The sequence below is a fragment of the Burkholderia sp. MS455 genome (assembly GCF_016899445.1).
Classification (GTDB): domain Bacteria; phylum Pseudomonadota; class Gammaproteobacteria; order Burkholderiales; family Burkholderiaceae; genus Burkholderia; species Burkholderia pyrrocinia_C.
This window is the reverse complement of the sequence record NZ_CP041777.1, coordinates 446,074-466,688: the sequence shown is the minus strand read 5'-3', so window position 1 is coordinate 466,688 and position 20,615 is coordinate 446,074. Positions and strand designations below refer to the sequence as shown.

Annotated in this window: 19 protein-coding genes and 2 pseudogenes; 11 read left to right on the top strand and 10 right to left on the bottom strand. The window is 65.3% G+C overall.

Annotation, left to right across the window (positions count from 1 at the left end; genetic code table 11):
- The first annotated feature begins 6 nt into the window (after nucleotides 1-6).
- From FPJ27_RS01780 to FPJ27_RS01770, 3 genes are all read left to right on the top strand, one after another.
- Entirely contained in the window at nucleotides 7-828 is an 822-nt protein-coding gene (locus tag FPJ27_RS01780; protein WP_072439818.1) for an acetoacetate decarboxylase family protein, read from the top strand.
- A 134-nt stretch (nucleotides 829-962) separates the two neighbouring features.
- A complete protein-coding gene (locus tag FPJ27_RS01775; RefSeq protein WP_204421191.1) occupies nucleotides 963-1,400 on the top strand; it encodes a thioesterase family protein in 438 nt (145 codons plus the stop codon).
- A gap of 400 nt (nucleotides 1,401-1,800) precedes the next feature.
- Nucleotides 1,801-3,093 (top strand): MFS transporter, encoded by a 1,293-nt coding sequence (locus FPJ27_RS01770; RefSeq protein WP_072439815.1) that lies wholly within the window; start codon nucleotides 1,801-1,803, stop codon nucleotides 3,091-3,093.
- Nucleotides 3,094-3,104: 11 nt separating this feature from the next.
- On the opposite strand, the pseudogene FPJ27_RS01765 reads toward FPJ27_RS01770, so the two are convergent.
- Nucleotides 3,105-3,359: pseudogene (locus tag FPJ27_RS01765) on the bottom strand (IS6 family transposase); the annotation flags it as partial.
- 133 nt (nucleotides 3,360-3,492) lie between these two features.
- The gene (locus FPJ27_RS01760) at nucleotides 3,493-4,416 is read right to left on the bottom strand and encodes a LysR family transcriptional regulator (RefSeq protein WP_072439813.1); all 924 of its coding nucleotides are present in this window, start codon (nucleotides 4,414-4,416) and stop codon (nucleotides 3,493-3,495) included.
- Between the two features lie 481 nt (nucleotides 4,417-4,897).
- Between FPJ27_RS01760 and FPJ27_RS01755 the strand changes: the two genes are divergently transcribed.
- From FPJ27_RS01755 to FPJ27_RS01730, 6 genes are all read left to right on the top strand, one after another.
- Nucleotides 4,898-5,125 (top strand): hypothetical protein, encoded by a 228-nt coding sequence (locus FPJ27_RS01755; RefSeq protein WP_204421190.1) that lies wholly within the window; start codon nucleotides 4,898-4,900, stop codon nucleotides 5,123-5,125.
- Between the two features lie 542 nt (nucleotides 5,126-5,667).
- Nucleotides 5,668-5,823, top strand: coding sequence for an MbtH family NRPS accessory protein (locus FPJ27_RS36220; RefSeq protein WP_239483167.1), 156 nt, complete (start codon nucleotides 5,668-5,670; stop codon nucleotides 5,821-5,823).
- Nucleotides 5,799-6,236 carry a hypothetical protein gene (locus FPJ27_RS36215; RefSeq protein ID WP_239483166.1) on the top strand — a complete coding sequence of 146 codons (438 nt, stop codon included), beginning with the start codon at nucleotides 5,799-5,801 and terminating at the stop codon, nucleotides 6,234-6,236. Before FPJ27_RS36220 ends, FPJ27_RS36215 begins: the two co-directional genes overlap by 25 nt.
- Before the next feature lie 350 nt (nucleotides 6,237-6,586).
- On the top strand, nucleotides 6,587-6,799 hold the full coding sequence (locus tag FPJ27_RS01740) for a DUF2964 family protein (RefSeq protein WP_204421189.1): 213 nt from the start codon (nucleotides 6,587-6,589) through the stop codon (nucleotides 6,797-6,799).
- Nucleotides 6,800-7,245: 446 nt separating this feature from the next.
- The gene (locus FPJ27_RS01735) at nucleotides 7,246-7,557 is read left to right on the top strand and encodes a hypothetical protein (RefSeq protein ID WP_072439892.1); all 312 of its coding nucleotides are present in this window, start codon (nucleotides 7,246-7,248) and stop codon (nucleotides 7,555-7,557) included.
- 207 nt (nucleotides 7,558-7,764) lie between these two features.
- The gene (locus FPJ27_RS01730; RefSeq protein ID WP_072439805.1) at nucleotides 7,765-7,989 is read left to right on the top strand and encodes a DUF3562 domain-containing protein; all 225 of its coding nucleotides are present in this window, start codon (nucleotides 7,765-7,767) and stop codon (nucleotides 7,987-7,989) included.
- A gap of 95 nt (nucleotides 7,990-8,084) precedes the next feature.
- Here the strand turns inward: FPJ27_RS01730 and FPJ27_RS01725 are convergent, their stop codons facing one another.
- The 6 genes from FPJ27_RS01725 to FPJ27_RS01700 form a co-directional block, all read right to left on the bottom strand.
- Nucleotides 8,085-8,816 (bottom strand): helix-turn-helix domain-containing protein, encoded by a 732-nt coding sequence (locus tag FPJ27_RS01725; RefSeq protein WP_239483172.1) that lies wholly within the window; start codon nucleotides 8,814-8,816, stop codon nucleotides 8,085-8,087.
- Nucleotides 8,817-9,264: 448 nt separating this feature from the next.
- Complete coding sequence (locus tag FPJ27_RS01720) at nucleotides 9,265-9,912, bottom strand: response regulator transcription factor (RefSeq protein WP_204421187.1); 648 nt, start codon at nucleotides 9,910-9,912, stop codon at nucleotides 9,265-9,267.
- Nucleotides 9,913-10,558: 646 nt separating this feature from the next.
- Complete coding sequence (locus FPJ27_RS01715) at nucleotides 10,559-12,964, bottom strand: phosphoketolase family protein (protein ID WP_204421186.1); 2,406 nt, start codon at nucleotides 12,962-12,964, stop codon at nucleotides 10,559-10,561.
- Nucleotides 12,965-13,182: 218 nt separating this feature from the next.
- Nucleotides 13,183-15,579: a serine hydrolase gene (locus FPJ27_RS01710; RefSeq protein ID WP_204421244.1), complete on the bottom strand. Its 2,397-nt coding sequence runs from the start codon at nucleotides 15,577-15,579 to the stop codon at nucleotides 13,183-13,185.
- The gene (locus FPJ27_RS01705; protein ID WP_343300095.1) at nucleotides 15,525-16,736 is read right to left on the bottom strand and encodes a putative glycoside hydrolase; all 1,212 of its coding nucleotides are present in this window, start codon (nucleotides 16,734-16,736) and stop codon (nucleotides 15,525-15,527) included. The genes FPJ27_RS01710 and FPJ27_RS01705 overlap by 55 nt, the downstream gene beginning before the upstream one ends.
- A 56-nt stretch (nucleotides 16,737-16,792) precedes the next feature.
- Entirely contained in the window at nucleotides 16,793-17,716 is a 924-nt protein-coding gene (locus FPJ27_RS01700; protein WP_204421184.1) for a polysaccharide deacetylase family protein, read from the bottom strand.
- Nucleotides 17,717-17,889: 173 nt separating this feature from the next.
- Between FPJ27_RS01700 and FPJ27_RS36210 the strand changes: the two are divergent.
- A pseudogene (locus FPJ27_RS36210) lies at nucleotides 17,890-18,063 on the top strand (two-component sensor histidine kinase); the annotation flags it as partial.
- Between the two features lie 117 nt (nucleotides 18,064-18,180).
- Here FPJ27_RS36210 and FPJ27_RS01695 read toward each other — a convergent pair.
- On the bottom strand, nucleotides 18,181-18,579 hold the full coding sequence (locus tag FPJ27_RS01695) for a hypothetical protein (RefSeq protein ID WP_204421183.1): 399 nt from the start codon (nucleotides 18,577-18,579) through the stop codon (nucleotides 18,181-18,183).
- Between the two features lie 234 nt (nucleotides 18,580-18,813).
- Here FPJ27_RS01695 and FPJ27_RS01690 point away from each other — a divergent pair, with 234 nt between their 5' ends.
- On the top strand, nucleotides 18,814-19,770 hold the full coding sequence (locus tag FPJ27_RS01690; RefSeq protein ID WP_204421182.1) for a cation diffusion facilitator family transporter: 957 nt from the start codon (nucleotides 18,814-18,816) through the stop codon (nucleotides 19,768-19,770).
- A gap of 50 nt (nucleotides 19,771-19,820) precedes the next feature.
- Here FPJ27_RS01690 and FPJ27_RS01685 read toward each other — a convergent pair whose 3' ends face one another.
- A complete protein-coding gene (locus FPJ27_RS01685; RefSeq protein ID WP_204421181.1) occupies nucleotides 19,821-20,438 on the bottom strand; it encodes a VTT domain-containing protein in 618 nt (205 codons plus the stop codon).
- Nucleotides 20,439-20,615 lie beyond the last annotated feature (177 nt).

Below are 20,615 nucleotides of genomic sequence, written 5' to 3'. Positions count from 1 at the left end.
TGTTCGTTGGCTTACACGTTCGAGAAGGGGCGCATCTATCGAATGCCCACGCACTTCGGACCGGCACCGGGCCCCCGGCAGGTGCCGAACGCGCTCGCAGTCGACCCGCACCGCAATCCGACGCGCATGACGGTGTCCGCGTCGTTTCTCACCGATGCCGCCCGGCTGGAACGGCATCTTCCGGAACGTTTCACGCTCGCCGGCGAGCCCGTCGTGACCGTCGAGTTCCACTACCTGACCGGCATCGACTGGCTCGCCGGACGCGGCTACACGATGGTTCACGTGAGCTGGCCCGCGATCTTTGCGGGGACGCGCGACCGCGCTGCCGGAAAGTTTCTCGCGGCGGTATGGGAAAACCTCGCGGATCCGATCATCACCGGCCGCGACGAGATCGGTCATCCGAAGCTCTATGCGGACGTCGCGGCGCCGCGGCAGTTCAACGGCGAACAGCATTGCGAAGCGAGCTGGATGGGCTTTCGCTTTCTCGAGCTCGGCGTGACGGGATTGCGGGAACCGGTTGCCGACACGCCGCCGGCCCGGTCCGACGGCACCTTGATGCTGAAGTACACGCCGCGCACCGGCGACTGGGGCGAGACCGAGCTGTGCCAGGTCACGCTGACGCCGGTCCACGACCCGTACGTCACGGTCGACCGGCGGCACGTCGGAGATGCGCGCGTGCGCTTCAACGTCGCGAGCTGGTCGGACCTGCCGACGATGGCGCACGTCGTCAATGCCCTCGCCGAGTTGCCGATCGTCGAGATGCGCGGCGGCTCGATCGTGCACGCGCACGGCGGGAAACCCTACCTCGACCAGTGCGTGCTGTCGTAGCGCATGCCCCGGCCCGTCCGGCATCGCGCCGCAAGCTTTCGCGCGATGCGCGGATGCCATCGGGCATTCAACGTTTGCTTGACCCGACCCGCCGGGCAGACCGGCGGGCACAACCTCAACCCACAGGTGCCAAGATGACCCGAGCCTTCACACAGAAATTCGACGTCACGTATCGCGACCAGGATCCCGCCGGCCACGTCAGCGCGACGATGTATTACGTGTACATGCTGAATGCATACATGGCTTACGCGCATGAACTGCTGGAGGTGCCGCTCGATCAGGGCATTCCGCAGATCATGCTGAAGACGTCGTGCGAATACGTCCGTTCCGCGAAATGGGGGGAATCGCTCGAATTGAGCGCGCGAATCACGCGCCTCGGCACGAAGAGCTTCGACCTCGAATACCTGATCACGCTCGCGGGCGACGCCGACACCGTGATCGCGCGAGGCGCGTCGACGCACGTCGCTTACGACTACGTGACGGAATCGACGGTGCCGCTTTCGGACACGTTTCGTGCGCGCGTCAGGCAATACCAGGAGGAGGAGGCGCCCGAATTGTCCGAAGTCGCTTGACAAACCGCGCCCTCGCAGCGCCCGGTCCGATGCCGGGCGTTGCGCCACGGTCGGCAGGGGAAAGCGGATTGCCGGGATCGAATGCCGGATTCACGGCGCGCGAGCGGTGTTGACTCATGCGAAGGCGCCCGGCTCACGACAGGTTGTACCGAAAAGGCTACGCTGGCGTGAAACCGGCCGGAACGGCACACGCGAGCGAGAAGATCAACGTTCAATACAGGGTGAACGTCGAAAGGTTGCGCAGTAATCGAGTGTGGTGACAAGCGAGGCAGGACCGGGGTTCGCCAAACCTGAATGCCTGCACCAGGAGAACAACGGGCGATATGGAGCGCTGCAACCCGTCCTGCCTGTCGAAACACATGAAAACTGTTGCAAACGGGACGCGTTCATATGGACTGGCATGTCCACTGTCGTCTCGATCCAGAATGGCGATCGCACGTCGGCGCTCTATCGCCGGCTCGACCGCCGCCTGCTTTCCTTTCTGCTCATCTGTTATTTGTTTGCATGCCTTGACCGGCTCAATGTTGGTTTCGCCCGGCTGCACATGCAGTCCGACATCGGCTTGACCGATGCGCAATACGGCCTGGCCGCCGGCATATTCTTCATCGGATACGCGCTCTTCGAGGTGCCGTCGAACCTGATGCTGCCGAAAATCGGCGCGCGCAAGGCCATCAGCAGGATCCTGGTGCTGTGGGGCCTGACGTCCGCAGCCATGGTCGCGACGCGCGATGCGACGACGTTCTATGTGCTGCGCTTTCTCCTGGGCGTCTTCGAGGCCGGATTCACGCCGGGCATCCTCTTCTATCTGACCTGCTGGTATCCCGAATCGCGCCGTGCGAAAGCCATCGCCGCGGTCATGATCGGCGGCCCCCTCGCGGGCGTGCTCGGCGGCCCGCTGTCGATGTGGATCATGACGACCTTCGCAGGCTTGGGCGGCCTGTCCGGCTGGCAGTGGATGTACCTGATCGAAGGGCTGCCGTGCGTCGCGCTCGGCATCATGGCCCGCGTGCTGCTTGCCGATCGCCCCGAGACGGCGTCGTGGCTGTCGCCCGAGGAACGGCAGGAACTCGTCGACATGGCCGCGAAGCCTCAACATGCGGAGCGGCACGGTTTCGCGGAAGTCGTGAAGGATCCGTACGTCTATTTGATGAGCGCCGCCTATTTCTGCGTCATTTGCGGCATCTACCTGATCAATTTCTGGCTGCCCGGCCTGCTGGCGGCCGGCGGCGTCACCGATCCGATGAAGATCGGCCTCTATTCGTCGATTCCGTTCGTTGCCGCGACCATCGGCATGGTCGTCGCCGGCCGTAGTTCCGATCGCCGCAACGAGCGGCGCTGGCACAGCGCGATTCCGGCGTTGGTCAGCGCGATTTCGCTCGCCGCTACTGCCGTGTCGAGCGACAGGCTCGATGTTTCGCTGATTTGCATCACGGTTGCGACGACCGCAATGTGGATGGCCTACACGGTATTCTGGACCATTCCATCCGCCTATCTGAAAGGGCCCGCCGCCGCGGGCGGCATCGCGCTGATCAATACGATCGGCGTGTTGGGCGGCTTTTTCAGTCCTGCGGCAATCGGCTGGCTGCGGACGTCGACCGGGAGCTTCCGCGCGTGCCTGCTGTTGATGGTGGCCATCATGGCCATCGGCGCCGCGCTGCTTGCGGCCACCCGACCCGCTGTCCGCCGATCCTGATGCAGGTCCCCGTTCATCCGCCAACTTTTGCCGACCGGCCGCTTGCGCGAGCGGAACGTCTTTTCCAGTTTCGGCAGCAGCTTCGGCACCCATCGATAGACCGTCGAATGGCCGACCGCGAGACGGCGCTCGGCCATTATCTCCTCAAGGTGACGCAGGCTACAGCGGGTAGGCCACGTACCAGCGCACGCACCGCAGCATCACATCGAAAGGATAATGCGGCGTTTGAACACCCGTCTCAGACTCGCATCCGGCATCGGCTTCATCGGCTCGCGCTCCGTTTGATGTCGTCAGCTTATCTGACCGTCCTGACTGCGGCACCTCCCCGGCGGAATCGCGGTCGGTGCCGTTGCCTGCCAGCCGCGCGTGATGCGCGGCCGATCGTTCCGGCGCGGCGCGCTACATGTCGAGCGCGCCGTCCGCAGCCCGCGCCATCGCCTTTGGCAGATATTCCTCGATGATCTTCACGACGACCTGTGTCTTCGAAGGGACGGGCCGCGTGACCGGCAGCAGCGCATGCAGGTCGAATCCCGGTACCGTGTAATCCGGCAGCAGCCTGACGAGCCGGCCGGATTCCAGGGCGTCGATGCAGACGTGTTCCTGAAGGACGCCGATACCCGCGCCGTTCAGCAGTAGCTCGTAGACCGGCCGCCAGTGGCTGGTGCTGATGACGACGTTGATCGGCGTCGGCCGCACCGATTTCGACGGGCACATCAGGCGAAGCTGGCCGTCGTTGAAGAGCCCCGTGACGCGAATGAATGGGTGCCCGACGATATCGGTCGGTTCCTCTGGCAGCCCGTGCTTTTCGATATAACGCGGCGACGCGACCAGTACGCGTCGTACGTAACCCAACCGACGCGCGACGAAATTGCCATCGCCGATCTGGCCGAGCCGCAATGAAATATCGACGCCCTCGGTGACGGGGTCGGTGATTTCGTCATTCAGGACGAGATCGATATAGAGCTGCGGATTATGTTCGCGGATTACCGTGAGGATTTCCGGCAGTACGACTTCGCCCAACCCATGCGGCGCGGCAATGCGAATGCGCCCACGCACGATCTTGTTGCCGAGCGTGACGACGGCCCGCGCCTCGTCGGCCGCGTCGAGCACGATCTTGCTTCGCTGATAGAACAGAATGCCTTCATCGGTGCACGACACCGCACGCGTGTTCCGGAGCAGCAATTTGACGCCGAGAAACCGTTCGAGCCGATCGACGCGGTCGCTAACGGTAGGTTGGCCCAGGCCGAGATCTTTCGCGGCCCTCGATAAATTGCCGCGCTCGACAACCCGCACGAATATTCGCATGGCCGCCAGCAAATCCATAGACCCTCGATAATCGGAAGAATTTAGTTATTCTGGAAGACGAAAAAACAGGTTCGTCCGTTGTTTTCCGGCCGGCGGCGAGCGACAGTGCCCATTTGGAATGTTGCGATCTCGTTACGTGGGGCGGATGCGTAACTATACCCAATCCTGTCAACTTAAGCTGAAACTTTTGACGCATAGGAAATTCATAAGTGCCGGAGGCGGTCGGTCTGGCGTGTTTTGTGCAGCAATCAAGAGGCTGAACAGCTGGGTCGCCACGTCACTATCTAACGACTTTCGCAAATCGGCAGCATTATCCGCAGCATTTATTGAGTCCATCGCTACTGAGCGAGCTTGGCCCAAGGGCCAAGTCCGACGAAGGCCAAGTTGATGAATTTTAATGGTAATTATTTCGAGGTGGTCAAAAGTGCTGTCCGGGGCGTGCGCAAGCAATGTTGGACACTTGTCGTGCGGACTAAGCAGTTCCATTCACTCGTTGGGCATGGAGAGCAATGTTGACGTCACGACGGAACGCGGGGGAAGTCCGGACGGCATGAATGGCGGCAATCTCGCGCTGTCGGTTCCGTCCGGCAACGGCGTGGCGGCGATCAATCGCCTGGTTGACGACTTCAAGCAGTGCACGGGAATCGAATGGTATTGCACCAACATCGACAAGAACTTCGAGGATCCGGATGACGAAACGCTCGTTGATTGGTGGGTGAGAAACTGAGTCTTCGGCCAGCCGGTGCCGCTGACATCGACGCGCGCCGCGATGCCGGCAGTCGCGCGGGCGCCGTCTCCACACGCAACCCCCCGCTACGCCACTGGCCATTACATCAGCGACAGCATCTCGCCCACTGCAGTGTCGCACCGCCGCGCATCGGCCAACGCCTGGCCGATAGCGTGCTGAACGACGGCCGGTTTCCAATAGATGGAAGTGCCCGCCGTCGAACTCGCGGAAGCTGACCGGGTGCTGCGACGCGCGCAACCAGTCACGCTGCCCGGCGGGGCTCGGCAACGTGTCGTCGCGGCCGGCAATCTATCGGTTCGCATATTTACGAAACAATGATCGAGATTATTGGCTATCGGCGCCGATGATTTATTCGGTTTCAATGTAATGAAAATGAAATTAATTTTAGATGGCTTCCGGCAAAGTCTGCTGGCTTCGATTTGAAAATAATTGAATCGTTGTCTGGCACGAACGGGCATGCAGTTCTTATCGAAATATCGAATCATGTGATGCGCGTGATCGACTATTGAAACGAGAGAGGCATGGAGGCCGAAACGCCGCAAAACGACGCCGTTTTCAAGGTGGTCGTCAATTACGAGGAGCAATACGCGATCTGGCTGCACGACATGACTGGCCGGCCCGTGAATATTATGAAGTCGATCGTCGATTTCGCATGGAGGCGGCGCTCCTCGCCGTAGGTGCCGAGAGTCCGCAACGCTTCGTTGCTGAGTGCGATCGCGCGTGGGGCGACGCGTATCTCGGCGCCTTGTTTCGCGGCTACCGACCGAATACCGGCGACGATCTCCGAAGCGATTTCTTCCAGCGCCCGACGGTGGCAACCGACGAGCGCATCGTTGCCGCCGGAGAAGTTTTCCCGGATCACGCTACGGCAAGTCAGCGTTTGATGGCCGTGTGCGCGGCGCACGCTCCATATCGCATCAATCGGGACGTGCGAACCTGGCCGCGACTCGAATCGCCGAATCTCGACGGCAATGCGATATACGGGAAGGTCGTCGTCGTGCGAATGCGTCAGTCAACGAAGCGGAGCATCGCCACGTTCGCGTGCGCGGCCGATACCCATGCATTGAAAGTCATCGTCGAAGTCGCCTAGCGCGAACAGGGGACGCTGCGCGTCGTCGACGGCGCCGCCGGGCAATCCGGGCGGTGCCGTTGTTTTTTTCGAGGGACAGTCGGAACCGCGCCGACGCTTGATAAAAGTCAACGCCGCGGAATCCGAAGCTTCGAAGATGAATGCATGGTTTCGTGCGGCAGGCGGCGCGGGCAGAGGCATGGTCCGACCTGCCGTCCCGGAGACGCGGCGGCATCCGGCGCGCGGCCGGGCAGTGTGGCCGAACGGTTCCTGCGCGTGGCCACGGTCCGGTGCCGATGATTTCCGCCGCGCGGGCAAACGATGCGGATGCCTGAAGCGTCGCAGTCGTCATCCCTTTCCAGGAGAGCGGCATGTTTCCCAACGTTTTTCGCCAGTGTTTTGCCACAGTCGCGATTTTCGCGTCGCAAGCCGGGCTCATCGCAACGGTGCACGCCATGCTGGTCCACGACGGCTCGGCGCTTTATGTGGGCCTGCTGTCCTGTTGTTCGGGCGTCGCGGGATTGGTCGCGATGCGGCAACCGGCACTCTCGCGAACCGTGCGGGTCCGGCGCGATCACCCGTAGCAGGATGCGTGATGGCGCCCTGGTCGAAGCCGCCCCGACGTCCGTGCGGGCCCAGCCTTGCGTGACGCCGAAAATTCAGTTGTCCGCCCCGCACACCGGGCGGTCGATGTGCGGGTGTTGCCGGTCATTTTCCGCGCCGCGCTCCATCCGGGCGGGCCCGCGGCTGTTCCCCGGGCAAACCGTCGACGTCTGCCTCGTCTCCAACCGGACGAACGGGCCGCCGTCGCCCGGCTGGCCGGCTGGATGGTCGGCGCCGGTTTCACGAAACCGGTGCCGGTTGGCGGGCAGCGTGCGACGATGCCCGTCGGTTGACGCACATCAACGAGGCAAGGCCGACGCTACGGAAGATGGAAGTACGAAATCAGGTATTGCGAGCGCACCACACTGATGAACCGGCTCTCGCCATCGATCGACGCGATCAACAGGAGCGGAACATGGGAATCGGGATGCAGATCGCTTACTTCGGCTTCGCCGGGTCGGCTCGGCTGGAGGCGGAAGCAAGCATCCAGCTGATGCGTCTCGAACCGTTCGGTACGCAACTGGCCGGCTGCCATCTCGCGATCGAGGCCATGGGCGCGTCGACTCGCCAGCCGAAGTATGACGTGCGACTCGATCTGATCACGCGCAAGGGGGAATTCCGTCCCGTTCCGCATATGACGGGCGTGGACCCCATGGACGCGCTGAAGCGGGCATTCGACATCGCCGAGCGGCAACTTGCCGGGATCGCGGCGGCTGAAGCCCACGAGAATCCGCGCTGACGCGTCCCGCGCATCGGACGCGATTCGCCATGGCACGATGCACCGGCCCGCCGCGGTTCGCGAGGCGTGAGTCGATCCGCCACGGCGATGGGGCCGCGCATCCGGGGCGTGTTGACTCAGGTCAAGCGCGGTGGCGGCGCCGCGCGTTCCAATGGATTCAGCCAGGACGACCTCGGATGAAGGCCTTGTCCTCGCGGGAGAGCGGTGATGAATCAGGATCGGTTGTTCGCCTCGTTGGCGGCCTTGGCGCGCGACCTGTCGATTTCGGACGACGCGTTGCGGCGGATGCTCGACGACGAGATCGCGACGCTGACGAAAGATGCCCGCGTGCATGATTACCTGCGGATATTCGCGATCCGTCGCCTGAGGCAGCGCATGCGGTCACTGAACGCCGCCGGCGGGTATCCGGAGCGACCGAAACCGGGACGATAGGCGATGCGCGTGCGGGTATTCGACGGAACGGGATCGAGCCTGCGGGATCCCTCCTGGTGCCGGACCTGGCTCGGCGCCGCGCGGGCGGCCAGCGCTCAGACGCGGGCGAGCCCGGCCAGATCGATGATATGGATCTGCTTGCCGTGCGGGTCGATCAGGCCGTCGCGCTGGAATTTCGACAGCATCCGGCTGACCGTTTCGAGCTTGATCCCGAGATAGCAGCCGATTTCCTCGCGCGTCATGCGCAGGTTGAAATCCGCCGGCGAATAGCCGCGCGCCCTGAAGCGTTCGGACAGGTTCAGCAGGAACTCCGCGACTCGCTGTTCCGCCGACATCGTGCCAAGCATCATCATCAGGCTCGACTCGCGCACGATCTCACCGCTCATCATCTTGTGGAGGTGGTGCTGCATCGACCTCACCTTGGCGCAAACCTTCTCCAGCTGGCCGAACGGGATGATGCAGACCGTGCTGTCCTCCAGCGCGATCGCATCGCCGTTGTGACGCCCGCTGCACACGCCGTCGAGACCGAGCGTTTCCCCGGCGATCTGGAATCCGGTCACTTGCTCCTGGCCGTCGCGATGCATGACGATCGTCTTGAACGAGCCGGTGCGGACCGAATAGAGGCTCTGGAACGTATCGTGCGCCCGGAACAGCGACTCGCCCCGCTTGACCGAGCGGGTCGTGCAGACCACCTCGTCGAGAACGGCCAGGTCGGCCGCGTCGAGTTCCTCCGGCATGCACGCCGAACGGACCGAGCAGGTCGAACAGCGCGCGCCGGGGCGCTTCACTCGCTCGTCCCGATCGACGGGACGAAGCGCGATCGTCATCGCATGCGCGACGGCGGGGTGGGCATTTTCGCGGCATTGGGCAGTCAGCATGATCTGCTCCTGGTCACTCGGTTGGGTGCGGCGCCGCGGCATGGATGGTGCGTCATGTCATGCCGCGGTCGGTCTGGTCGGGAAATTCGTTCCTGGTCATTTGTCGGTCGTGCACGGCGTGGAACCTGGCGATTTCGTCGGTGCGACGGCGACGACCCGGGACGCGGAACGGTGCAGCGCAATCGACGGGCAGACTGACGACGGCATGATCGGCGCTCGGGCATCCATGTAAAGCAGTATGGTTCGCGCGCGGCCGGACTGAAATCGGCGGGGATGGAAAGTCAGGTAGGGTTTGGAGAACGGCTGTAGGAGGATGCTGACAACGGCTGCGTCTGGTGAAAACCCTCGTTGGCGTCGCCCGGGTGCTCCAGCGGGGGTAAGCGCCTACCGTCGGCTGTCAGATGCCGTCCTGGTCGTCGAACAGCTTGTGCTGCATCGCATAGCGTACGAGCGCCGCATCGTGCGGCATCTGCATCTTGTCGAGGATCCGTGCCTTGTAGGTGCTCACGGTCTTCGTGCTGACGCATAGGGCCAGAGCGATCTCGGAAATCGTCTCGCCGGCCGCGATCCGCCGGAACACGTCGAACTCGCGGTCGGACAGGCGCTGATGCGGCAGCGAACCGGGGGGCTCGTTGAGGCGCTGCGCCAGTTGCTCCGCCATCGCCAGGCTGACGTAAACGCCGCCCGCCGCGATCTTCGACAGCGCCGCGACCAGTTCGGCGCTGGCGCTTTCTTTGGTCATGTACCCCGATGCGCCGGCGCGGAACGCACGCGCCGCATATTGCTGTTCCGCGTGCATCGTCAGCACCAGCACGCGCAGCGTGGGTTTCTCGTCCTTGATCTGCTTGATCAGCTCGATGCCGTTGCGGCCCGGCATCGACAGATCCAGCACCAGCACGTGCGCTTCGGTCGAGCGGACGAGCGCGACGGTCGTGACGCTGTCCCACGCCTCGCCCGCGATCTCGAAGCCGCTGGCGCCCCGCAGGATGTGTCGCAGGCCGTCGCGCACGAGCGCATGATCGTCTGCGACGAGTACCTTGATCATGGCGGCATGGCTCCTTGTTGCGCCGCCTGAAGCGGCAACGCGCCCGCGCTCGTGAAACGGCCGGGCGCGGCGGCCGGAGCCACGATGAAGACGAGCGGAACCGCCAGGGGCCCGCGCCTGCCGGGGTGAACCGGGCGCGGTATCGGGCTGCGGGAGGTCCGGCTGGCCATCGTGACTGTACTCCCGGGGCATGGCGCAACCGCGATATCGTGTGCGGGGCTATGACGCGGCGCTATCGCTCGCCGTGTCGGCAAAACTTCAATTCGTACATTGTGCGCCGGCACAAGGGCTTGTGCCAGGAGCGCCAGTTCGCTCCGGGCAAGACGACCTTGAGCAACGAGAGAGCCTGACGGGATGACAGGGCTTTCGCGGCGCAGCCGGGGCATCGCCGCGTCGTTCGGTTCGGACACGCTGCACGCGCGGCAGTCGTGTCCCGCCGGCGACGCCACGATGCGCCGCGCGATGCCCGCGACACCCACCGGCAGCACTCCGCGGTGCGCTTGAAATGTGTCACGCGCACCGGTCGGCGCGGCAATACAGTCGAAACCGGGGCGCATGCGCCATCGACGGGCATCTCGCCCGGATAGCGCGGCCGGGGGGCTCGATCGGCGCTAAGCCGTGGCCGCCCCCGGTGCATGCGAGCGACTCACAGCATCGGATTCCGGCTACCCGGCGTCGCCTGCCAGCGCCAGTCGCGGATTTCCGGCAGGTCGTCGCCGTACCGGTCCACGTGGCGTCGATGCTCGACCAGCCTGTCGCGCAGGTACTGCCGGAAATGCGCGCCCGTCTGCACGTGTTCGCCCACGTGATCAAGCACGGCCTCGCACAGATGGAAGCGGTCGACCCGGTTGAGGACCGTCATGTCGAACGGCGTCGTGGTCGTCCCTTCCTCGATGAAACCATGCACATGGAAATTCGCGTGATTCGTGCGGCGATAGGTCAGCCGGTGAATCAGGGCGGGGTAGCTGTGATGCGCGAATATCACCGGCCGGTCGGTTGTGAACATCGCGTCGAAATCCGCGTCGCTCAATCCGTGCGGATGGTCGTCGGCAGGCTCCAGCGTCATCAGGTCGACGACGTTGACGACCCGGACGCGCAACGCCGGCAGATGGGTGCGCAGCAGGTCGACGGCCGCGAGCGTCTCGAGCGTCGGCACGTCGCCCGCGCAGGCCATGACGACATCCGGCTCGCCGTCGCCGTCGTTCCCCGCCCACTCCCAGATGCCCGCGCCGGCGCTGCAATGCCGGATCGCAGCATCCAGGTCGAGCCATTGCGGCGCCGGCTGCTTGCCGGCGACGATCACGTTGATCCGGTTCCAGGTGCGCAGCGCGTGATCCGTGACGACCAGCAGCGTGTTCGCGTCGGGCGGTAGATAGACGCGCACCGTGTCGGACTTCTTGTTGACCGCGAAATCGATGAAGCCCGGGTCCTGGTGGCTGAAGCCGTTGTGGTCCTGCCGCCAGACGTGCGATGTCAGCAGGTAGTTGAGCGACGGCAGCGGCCGCCGCCAGCGGATTTCCCGGCAGGCCTTCAACCATTTCGCGTGCTGGTTGAACATCGAATCCACGATATGGATGAACGCCTCGTAGCACGACATCAGCCCGTGCCGCCCGGTCAGCAGATAGCCTTCGAGCCAGCCCTGGCAGGTATGCTCGCTGAGTATCTCCATGACGCGGCCGTCCGGTGCGAGCTGGACGTCGTCCGGATCGGTCGCGGCCATCCAGGTGCGCGCGGTGACGTCGAATATCGCCGACAAGCGGTTGGATTCCGTCTCGTCCGGGCCGAACACGCGAAACGTCCGGTCGGCCAGATTTGCCGACATCACGTCGCGCAGGAAGCCGCCCATCACGCGCGTGGCCTGCGCGTCGACCTGCCCGGGCGCGGGCACCGCCACCGCGTGGCGGGTGAAATCCGGCATCCGCAACTCGCGCGCTTCGCTGCCGCCGTTCGCCACCGGATTCGCGCTCATCCTGCGTGGTCCGGCCGGCGACAGCGACCGGATTGCCTCGCACGGACGCCCGTGCGCGTCGAACAGTTCGTCGGGGCGATAGCTGTTCAGCCAGGCTTCCAGCAATTGCAGGTGTCCCGGTTGTTTCAGGTCGGCGATCGGCACCTGATGCGAACGGAAGTGCCCCTCCGTTTTCAGGCCGTCGACGCGCTTCGGGCCGGTCCAGCCCTTGGGCGTGCGCAGCACGATCATCGGCCAGCGAGGGCGGACGAGCTTGCCTCCGCTGCGCGCCCGCGTCTGGATGCCGCGAATGTCGTCCAGCGCGTCGTCGAGCGCGGCCGCCATGCGCTGGTGCGCGGCCATCGGCTCGTCGCCCGAGACGAACAGCGGCCGATAGCCGTAGCCGGTCAGCAGGCTCTCCAGTTCGTCCTGTCCGATGCGGCTGAGGATCGACGGACTGGCGATCTTGTAGCCGTTCAGATGCAGGATGGGCAGCACCGCGCCGTCCGATGCCGGATTGAGGAACTTGTTCGAATGCCAGGCGGTGGCGAGCGGCCCGGTTTCCGCCTCGCCGTCGCCCACGACGCAGGCGACGATCAGCCCGGGATGATCGAAGGCCGCCCCGAACGCATGCGACAGCGAGTAGCCCAGTTCGCCGCCTTCGTGAATGGAGCCCGGCGTCTGCGGCGCGACGTGGCTCGGCACGCCGCCGGGGAAGCTGAACTGGCGGAACAGCGCCGCCATGCCCTCGGCGTTCTGCGGCACGTTCGGATAGGTATCGCTGTACACGCCTTCGAGCCAGGCGTTGGCGAGCACGCCGGGACCGCCGTGGCCCGGGCCGGCGATGAACAGCACGTCGAGGTCGCGCGCGTTGATCACCCGGTTCAGATGGGCGTAGATGAAGTTCAGCCCCGGCGTCGTGCCCCAGTGACCGAGCAGGCGAGGCTTGACGTGCGCGATCTGCAGAGGCTCGCGAAGGAGCGGATTGTCGAGCAGATAGATCTGCCCGACCGACAGATAGTTGGCGGCCCGCCACCACGCGTTCATGCGATGCAGCAGCGCGTCGGAAAGCGGGGCGGGGGAGGTCCGGTCGGCTTGGTTCATGCAACGCTCCTGAAAGCGGCCGTGCCGCATGGAAGACAGCGCGATTCGCGACGAATCGCCCAGCGTCCACGGTACGGCGAGTGGCCCGGCGGCGCTTGATCGTCATCAAGCCGGCGCAACGATCGCCGGCGAATCCGTCATACGACTGGCCGATTGGAGGGTTCCGCCCCGGTCATGCACGCCGTCGCCAACCCAGGCACGGGCCGGCGGCTGGATCGTCAGTAACGCAGATAGCGGCTCCGCAACGCGGAAAACGATGCACTCCGCCGTTCGGCGACGGCCTCGATCGCATCGAGGCCGTCGCCGGCGCGAATCGCCTGCCACACCTGCGCATCCCCGATCGAGTCGCGCGTCGCGTCGAGATCGAATGTCGCCGGGTAGAGCGCATGCAGGACGGACAGCAAGGCGAGACCGAGCCGCGCCGGACGTCGCGGCTCGCGGCCGGCGTGGAGGCTGACACCATGGCACAGCACTCCCCGGTACGTGGACTCGGTGGGCACGAAGTCGACCGGCTCGGCCTGCACGCCGAGATCCAGCGCATTCAGCATCGCGGCCACGCGCGCACTGTCGAGCCACGGCGCGCCCACCCATTCGAACGGATGCGGCGAGCCGCGCCCGACACTCACGTTGGCGCCTTCGAGCAGCGCGACGTCGGGGTAGAGATCGAGCTGCGCCGCCGTGCGCAGGTTCGGCGACAGCGGCGTCCATCCCAGCCCGGTGTCCGCGAACCGCATCGACCGCCGATAGCCGCGCAGCGGGATCACGCGCAGATCGGCGCCGATGCCGCGCTCGCGATCGAACAGTGCCGCCAGCTCACCGACCGTCATGCCGGGCAACAGCGGTAGCGGGAAATAGCCGGTGAACGATTCGCGGCCCCGATCGAGCATCGGGCCGCCGACACGGTCGGCGCCGAGCGGATCGGGGCGATCGAGGACGAAGAGCGGAATGCGATGGGCGGCGGCGGCTTCCAGCGCGTAACCCAGCGTCGTCTCGTAGGTGAAGAAGCGCACCCCTGCGTCCTGAAGATCGAACACCAAGGCATCGAGCCCCTCGAGCGCGGCGTCCGGAATCCGTCGGCGGGTGCCGTAGAGGCTGTACACGGGCAGCCCGGTCGGCCCGTCGCGCGCATCGACGACCCGCGCGTCCTGATCGGCACCCAATCCGTGTTCCGGCGCGAACAGGGCGGCCAGTTCGACATTCGGCGCGTGCGCGAGAAGGTCGATGGTGCGCGCGCCTGCGCGGTCGAATCCGGTGCGATTCGTGATCAAGCCGACCCGAAGGCCCGCGAGCGGCGCAAAGTGCAGCGCTTCCAGCACGTCGATACCGGTGTCCACCGGCCCGGCCCCGTTCGGTAGCCGCTCCGCTGCTGCAATCGCCGGTCCGGCCGACGGCAGCGCCAGTTCCTGCCCGGCGGCCGATTGCGGCGGCGACTGGCTGGCCAGCAGTGCGATCGCCTGTGCGCGAAGCGGCCGAGCATCGCCGCGGTCGTCCGGATGCACGCGGTTCGTCAGGATGACGGCGAACTGGCGGGACACGAAATCGATCCAGATGGCGGTGCCGGTATAGCCGGTATGCTCGACGGCGCCGACCGGAACCAGCCGGTCACGGTTGGCCGCCAGCGGTCCGCTCGACACCCATCCGAGGCTCCGCCACGGCGGCGGCGAAAGCGGCGTCGCCGGCGTCGCCAACGCGGCGACGCTTTGCGGCTGTAGAATCCGCGCGGCGCCCGCGCGGCCGTCGTCGAGCAGCATCTGCGCGAACCGCGCCAGGTCGTCGGCCGTCGAGAACAGGCCCGCGTTGCCGGCAACGCCTCCCATCCGGGCGGCGGTCGGATCGTGCACCCGCCCGCGCCGCATCCCGTTGCGATCCGCGGTCGTCGCCGCGCTGCGTGCTGCCCGCGCGGCGTCGGGCAGGAACATCGTGTCGTGCATGCGAAGCGGCGCAAAGATTCGATCGCGACAATACGCGGCCAGCGTGCGATGCGTGATCTGCTGCACCAACTCGCCCAGCACGACGAAATTGATGTCGCTGTAGATCGCCCGTTCACCCGGCTGCGCGCGCAGCCGCTGCGCGACGACTTCGCGCAATACCCCGTCGCGCGTGGCCGCATCGGGGCCGAGCGGCAGATCCGGCGGCAGGCCCGACTGGTGCGTCAGCAACTGGCGCACGGTCACCGCCTGCTTGCCGTTGGCTGCGAAGGCGGGCCAATAGCGGGCGACGGGGCTGTCGAGATCGAGTTGCCCGCGCTCCACCAGTTGCATGACCGCGGTCGTTGTGGCGATGACCTTCGTCAGCGATGCCAGATCGAACACCGTGTCGACGGTCATCGCTTCGTTGCCCGGCACCTGCACGCGCTGCCCGAATGCCTGCCGATAAAACACGTGATGCGCGTCGCCGAACGCCAGCACCGCGCCAGGCACTCGGCCCGCCGCAATCTGTGCCGCGACGATCCGGTCGAGCTGCGCGCGGGCGCCGGCGTCCAGGTTCGCGCCGTGCGCGGCCCACGCAACGCATGCGCACGCGAAGCCCACGGCCCGGCAGGTCCGCGCCAGATGCCGCTTCAGTGCGGCAATTGCGCGGCGTCGTAACGGTTGCGCGGATTCCACAGCATCCATCCATCGGTGTCCGCGGCGTCGGCCGCGTCGGTTTGCGCGCGGATCTGGTTCGCATCGAAGGCCCGCCGGTCGAACGCGTAGTCGCGAAATGCCTGCAGCCATGGACGGAAGCGCACGCCCGGGAGCCCGGTGCGCTCGCGCGCTTCCGCCAGCGAGCGCCTGACGATCTGGCCGGGATCGGCGACGGGATTGGTGCAGCCCGGCAGGCCCCACGTGAAGCCCGACGGATAGAGCATCGGCGAAATGTAGTCGAGCGCGGCGCCCAGCGACTCGATCTGCTGCCCGATCGCCGTGTCGTCGAGGTTCCAGCACACGTAGCCGAAGATGTCGGCGGACACGAAGACGTTGTACGGCTCGAGCCGCGTGCGCGCCGCCTGCAGGAAGCCGACGATGGCCGATGTCCGGTTGGCGCGGGTGTTCGGCTGCGCGAAGCGCAAGCCGCGCGCATCGGGAAAGCGCACGTAGTCGAACTGGATCTCGTCGAATCCCAGGCGCGCGGCCTCTTCGGCAAGGTCGAGGTTGTGCTGCCAGACGTCGCGGGAAAACGGATCGACCCATTGCAGGTGCTCCCGATCGTGCCAGACCGCCCCGGCTGCATCGCGTACTGCCCAGTCGGGGTGTGCGTTGGCGAGCGGGTCGTCCTTGAAGACGACGATGCGGGCGATCAGATAGAGATGCCGGCGATGCAGGTCGGCGAGCCGCGCCGGGAAGTCGCGGTCGACCGGCGCATGTTCGCTGAGCCGGGCCGCCGCGCCGATCGCTTCGCGCGCGGTGCTCCGGTAGGGTGTCAAGCCGCGATCGCCCTTGACGTCGATCACCAGCGCATTGACGGCGGTCGTCCCGCTCAGACCGACAGCGGCGTCGCGGATGGCCGCGCTGTTCACGCCGTAGACCGACAGGTAGACGGCCTTCGGGCGGAACGGCGTCAGGCTCAGCGTGACCGGGCGGCCGTCGTCGATGTCGGTTTGCGTGCTGCGCAGATAGCCCGGCGCTCGGGCGGCGACGGTCGATCCCGGTTGCGCGATGTCGAAGCGGCCGTGGTCGTCCGTGCGCCCGGTGGCCGCGGCCGTGGTGACGATCGCGCCGGCGATCGGGTGCTGTGTGCTGCCGTCGATCACGATGCCGGTCACGGCCTGCGTGCCCGCGCTGGCCGACATCGCGGCCAGCGCCAGCACCGCGCACTTCGCAAGCCGCACCGGCCAGCCGCCGCGGGTCATGGCTGCTGCTCCCCGGTGCGGGCCGGCTGCGCAGGCGCGTCGCCCAGCAGCCGCGCCAGCGCGGCCGGCCCATGGGCGTCGGTCATCAGGAAGCGCGGCAGCGCGAGCAGTGCCGCGTGCCGGTCGGCGCGGCGGCCCACCAGCGTGAAGCCCGCTGCATAGCCTTGTTCCGCCGCGATCGACATCAGTTCGTCGTCGTAGATGCCGAAGGGCCAGGCAAGCATGTCCACGCGGGCGCCGGTCTCCGCTTCGAGACGCTTGCGCGAGCGGTCGAGCTGGGTCCGGACGAACTGGCGGAAATCGGCCGCGCTGCGCCGGCGTCGTTCGACCTTGAAGTTGGGATGCCAGTACGTATGCGACTGGATGTCGAACAGCCCGGTTTTCCCGAGCGTGCGCAACTGGTCCCAGGTGAGCGCATACGACGCGTTCGAGATGGCGGACGGGTAGATGAACAGCGTGACCGGCAGCCGGTCACGCAAGACGATCGGCAGGAGTGCTTCGAACACCGAACGATGGCCGTCGTCGAGCGTCAGCGCCACCGGCCTGGACGGCAGCACGGCGGCCGGATCGCGGATCCAGTTCACGATGTCGCGCAGCGGCACGAAGTGATAGCCGTGTTCGTGCAGATAGCGCAGTTGCGCTTCGAAGGTGACGACGCGCACGGTCATCGAATCGTCGGCGGTGGCCGAGAACCGGTGATACACGAGGATCGTCGCGCTCGATTCGGCGGCCGGTGCGAAAGCCGTCGCCGGATGTGCCAGCCAGCATGCGACGACCAGCAGCCGGCCGAGCCTGCCGAGCATGGCTCGGGTCGTGCGGAACGGATCGCGGGATGCCGCGATCCGGACACGCGCGCGGCCGCGCTCGGGCCGGTCGGTCGCGGCTTTGCCGTCAGCGCCCATCAGGATCGTTCCGGACATGTTCGTGTGTCACATGGAGGCTTGCGAAGGAGAGACGGGCCGTGCTGTCTCGTGATGCGCCATGGTGTGGCCGGCATGCGGTGCGGCTCATGATGCAGGTCAACGGGTGGCAGGATCGGCGGCCGGGGGCGGTGCGTCAGGCCCGCGCCCGTGCGCGGCCCGGCCGAACGGACTTTCGGCCGACGGGAACTCGGCCGAGCGGGAGCGGCCTTGGATGGTCGATCGTGCGGAGAATCGCGTCGGCGCATGACGCCGACATTCAGGTAGACCGATCGCCCCCGCTTGGCGGACTACGGGTGAGCGTTTCGTGGCCGGCTGCCGACGCAGCCGGCGCGACCATGCGTTAGACGATCATGTGCGTTAGCAATCAGACACGACAATTTCAACGCTTGGCCGGAGCTCGCGGAATCGCTCGGTTGCAACCGAAACGGTGCGTTCATTACCGGACGCGCGGAACCATGCGATCACTGACCGAGCGCGCCGCTTCCCGGACCGCCGGGCTGGCCGTGCATGTAGCCCGGACCCATTCCCGTGCCCATGCCCATGCCTCGCCCCCGATGCATACCCCACATGGGGGACACGTCCGGGAGCTTGATGCCGCGCGCCTTCGCGCGCTTTTGCATCTCGGCATGATGTTCGTCGCGGATTTTTTCGCGCTCGGCATCCGACGCCGCGGCGAGCATACGGGTCCGGTATTCATTCCGCTCGGCCGGCGTCATCAACTGGCTGCCGTAGATCATGCCGCCGGCTTCGCGTGCCGGAGTGCCAGCGGGCTGACGTGGCTGGGCATCGGCGAAACTGGCCGTCATCGCGATCGCGATGCCGAGCAGACAGGTAACGGTGAACGTATTCGCTCTGGACATGACGGTCTCCAAGCCGGTTGAACGTGTTCAACCGTACACGGAAGGGCGGTAAATCCTTTGCCTCAGATCAAGCCCCCCGTGGTGGGCGTCAATACCATCGAAATGCATACCGGCGATCGCGTTCGACGAGCTTTCGACCCGAATGCCGGCGTTCGGCCGTGCCGGAACGCCATGCGTTCCGCCGCCGCGCGTGCGACTTTCGACTTTGTTCAACCTTGGAATATGACCTGAATCGTGACGTCAAAGAACCCCGATGTTTTTCCGGAAACCGTCGCTGAAGCGACACCGGCGACGGCCGTGGCAGCCACTCGAAGCACATGGGTGAGCGTCGCGGTGAATCTCGCGCTGAGCATCGGACAGGTTGGGATAGGTATCCTGTCCCGGTCGCAGGGTCTCGTGGCGGACGGCATTCATTCGTTATCCGATCTGATCGCGGATTTCGTCGTCCTGGTGGCCAGTCACCACAGCAAGAAGCCCGTTGATGCAAAGCATCCGTACGGACATCAGCGCTTCGAAACAGGCGCATCGCTCGCGCTTGCATTGATCCTGCTGCTGGTCGGGGGCGGCATGCTCTGGTCAGCGATACAGAAGCTCGAGCATCCGGAAGCAATCCCGCGCGTCCACGTTGCCGCGCTATTGGTAGCGATCATCGCGCTTGTCGCGAAGGAAGGCTTGTTCCGTTACATGCTTGCGGTTGCAACCCGGGTGAAATCGAGCATGCTGGTCGCCAACGCGTGGCATGCGCGTTCGGATGCCGCATCCTCCCTCGTGGTCGCGTTCGGCATTGTCGGCAACCTGCTTGGCTATCCGCTTCTCGACCCCATCGCCGCGCTGATCGTCGGCGGGATGATCGTGAAAATGGGCGCCACGTTCGGTTGGGATGCGTTGCACGATTTGATGGATCGATCGGCCGACGCCGAAGATGTACAGGCAATCCTCGCGACACTGCGTACGACACCGGGCGTGCTCGACTTGCACGATCTACGCACGCGAAAGGCGGGCGATCTGATCCTCGTCGACGTGCATCTCGACATCGATGCCGATCTCACCGTCGCACAAGGGCACGATATCGCTGTCGATGCGCGTGCTCGCGTGATGAGGCATCACCGTGTTCTGAACGTGATGACGCACGTCGATCCCCGCAAGCGGGAAAGCGTCACCGAAGTTGCGTCGGAGATTCGAAACGGGTAGACAAAAAACGGGCGGCGGCGCTTTCGTTCAAAACGCCGCGCGCGCTGACGTCATTCAGAGCGGTGTGGATGATGGCCACGCCGGAACGTCAACCGACGCTCATTGACCAGTGTGCTCCAATCGAGCTTCATCAGTGCGAAGACGAAGGCGAGCAATACCAGTTGCGTGACGACGAAGTATCCGCCGAGGTAAGTCCCTTCGAGCTGGGATTCCACGTCCAGCCGGGTCGATGCAAAGCGGCCGAGGTGCGCCCAAATCGCGTAGGTCATTGCGCGGCCGATGAAGAATGCCGCGGCGATGACCCTGAGCGGCAACCCGGAAAGGCCATACGCAATAAAGAGGTAGTTGGATGGAAGCGGGCTCAATGCGTAGAAAAAGAACGCGCCGGCAGTCAGCGTCTTGTGCTTCCGAAGCCAGCGGGTGGCGATGTCGATGTTCTCGCGATCGGATTCCATTATCCAGCGGGACCGGACGAGTGACCTCGCGAAGGTCGCCAGAATGACGCGGCCCGTTGTCGCGGCGCCAGCCGCTACGACGGCAAAGATCAGTGGATTTCCGCCGGGCAGATTGAACCCGACCCACGACATCGCCATCCAGGTCGGTGGGGCAAACGCCGGTATGAGATTCAGCAGAAGAATCACGACGAAGAGCACGGCCAGCGTTAACACGATATCGACTCCAGGCCATCCGGCATCACAGTGTCATTGTGCTGACGAAAGGAATCGTCAACTTGACTCACATCAAGCAAGAAGACGTGCCTGGTATTGCGCCGGAGGTACGTCGTCCTGACCCATGTCAAGCATCGAGCAGAGGCGCTTCTTAGACTTGATGCAGTTCCAGCTGCG

Coding starts and splice junctions, on each gene's coding strand:
- FPJ27_RS01775 (WP_204421191.1), top strand. CDS start 963: ATGACCCGAGCCTTCACACAGAAATTCGACGTCACGTATCGCGACCAG.
- FPJ27_RS01770 (WP_072439815.1), top strand. CDS start 1,801: ATGTCCACTGTCGTCTCGATCCAGAATGGCGATCGCACGTCGGCGCTC.
- FPJ27_RS01760 (WP_072439813.1), bottom strand. CDS start 4,416: ATGGATTTGCTGGCGGCCATGCGAATATTCGTGCGGGTTGTCGAGCGC.
- FPJ27_RS01755 (WP_204421190.1), top strand. CDS start 4,898: ATGGAGAGCAATGTTGACGTCACGACGGAACGCGGGGGAAGTCCGGAC.
- FPJ27_RS36220 (WP_239483167.1), top strand. CDS start 5,668: ATGGAGGCCGAAACGCCGCAAAACGACGCCGTTTTCAAGGTGGTCGTC.
- FPJ27_RS36215 (WP_239483166.1), top strand. CDS start 5,799: ATGGAGGCGGCGCTCCTCGCCGTAGGTGCCGAGAGTCCGCAACGCTTC.
- FPJ27_RS01740 (WP_204421189.1), top strand. CDS start 6,587: ATGTTTCCCAACGTTTTTCGCCAGTGTTTTGCCACAGTCGCGATTTTC.
- FPJ27_RS01735 (WP_072439892.1), top strand. CDS start 7,246: ATGCAGATCGCTTACTTCGGCTTCGCCGGGTCGGCTCGGCTGGAGGCG.
- FPJ27_RS01730 (WP_072439805.1), top strand. CDS start 7,765: ATGAATCAGGATCGGTTGTTCGCCTCGTTGGCGGCCTTGGCGCGCGAC.
- FPJ27_RS01725 (WP_239483172.1), bottom strand. CDS start 8,816: ATGACGATCGCGCTTCGTCCCGTCGATCGGGACGAGCGAGTGAAGCGC.
- FPJ27_RS01720 (WP_204421187.1), bottom strand. CDS start 9,912: ATGATCAAGGTACTCGTCGCAGACGATCATGCGCTCGTGCGCGACGGC.
- FPJ27_RS01715 (WP_204421186.1), bottom strand. CDS start 12,964: ATGAACCAAGCCGACCGGACCTCCCCCGCCCCGCTTTCCGACGCGCTG.
- FPJ27_RS01710 (WP_204421244.1), bottom strand. CDS start 15,579: ATGGATGCTGTGGAATCCGCGCAACCGTTACGACGCCGCGCAATTGCC.
- FPJ27_RS01705 (WP_343300095.1), bottom strand. CDS start 16,736: ATGTCGGCCAGCGCGGGCACGCAGGCCGTGACCGGCATCGTGATCGAC.
- FPJ27_RS01700 (WP_204421184.1), bottom strand. CDS start 17,716: ATGTCCGGAACGATCCTGATGGGCGCTGACGGCAAAGCCGCGACCGAC.
- FPJ27_RS01695 (WP_204421183.1), bottom strand. CDS start 18,579: ATGTCCAGAGCGAATACGTTCACCGTTACCTGTCTGCTCGGCATCGCG.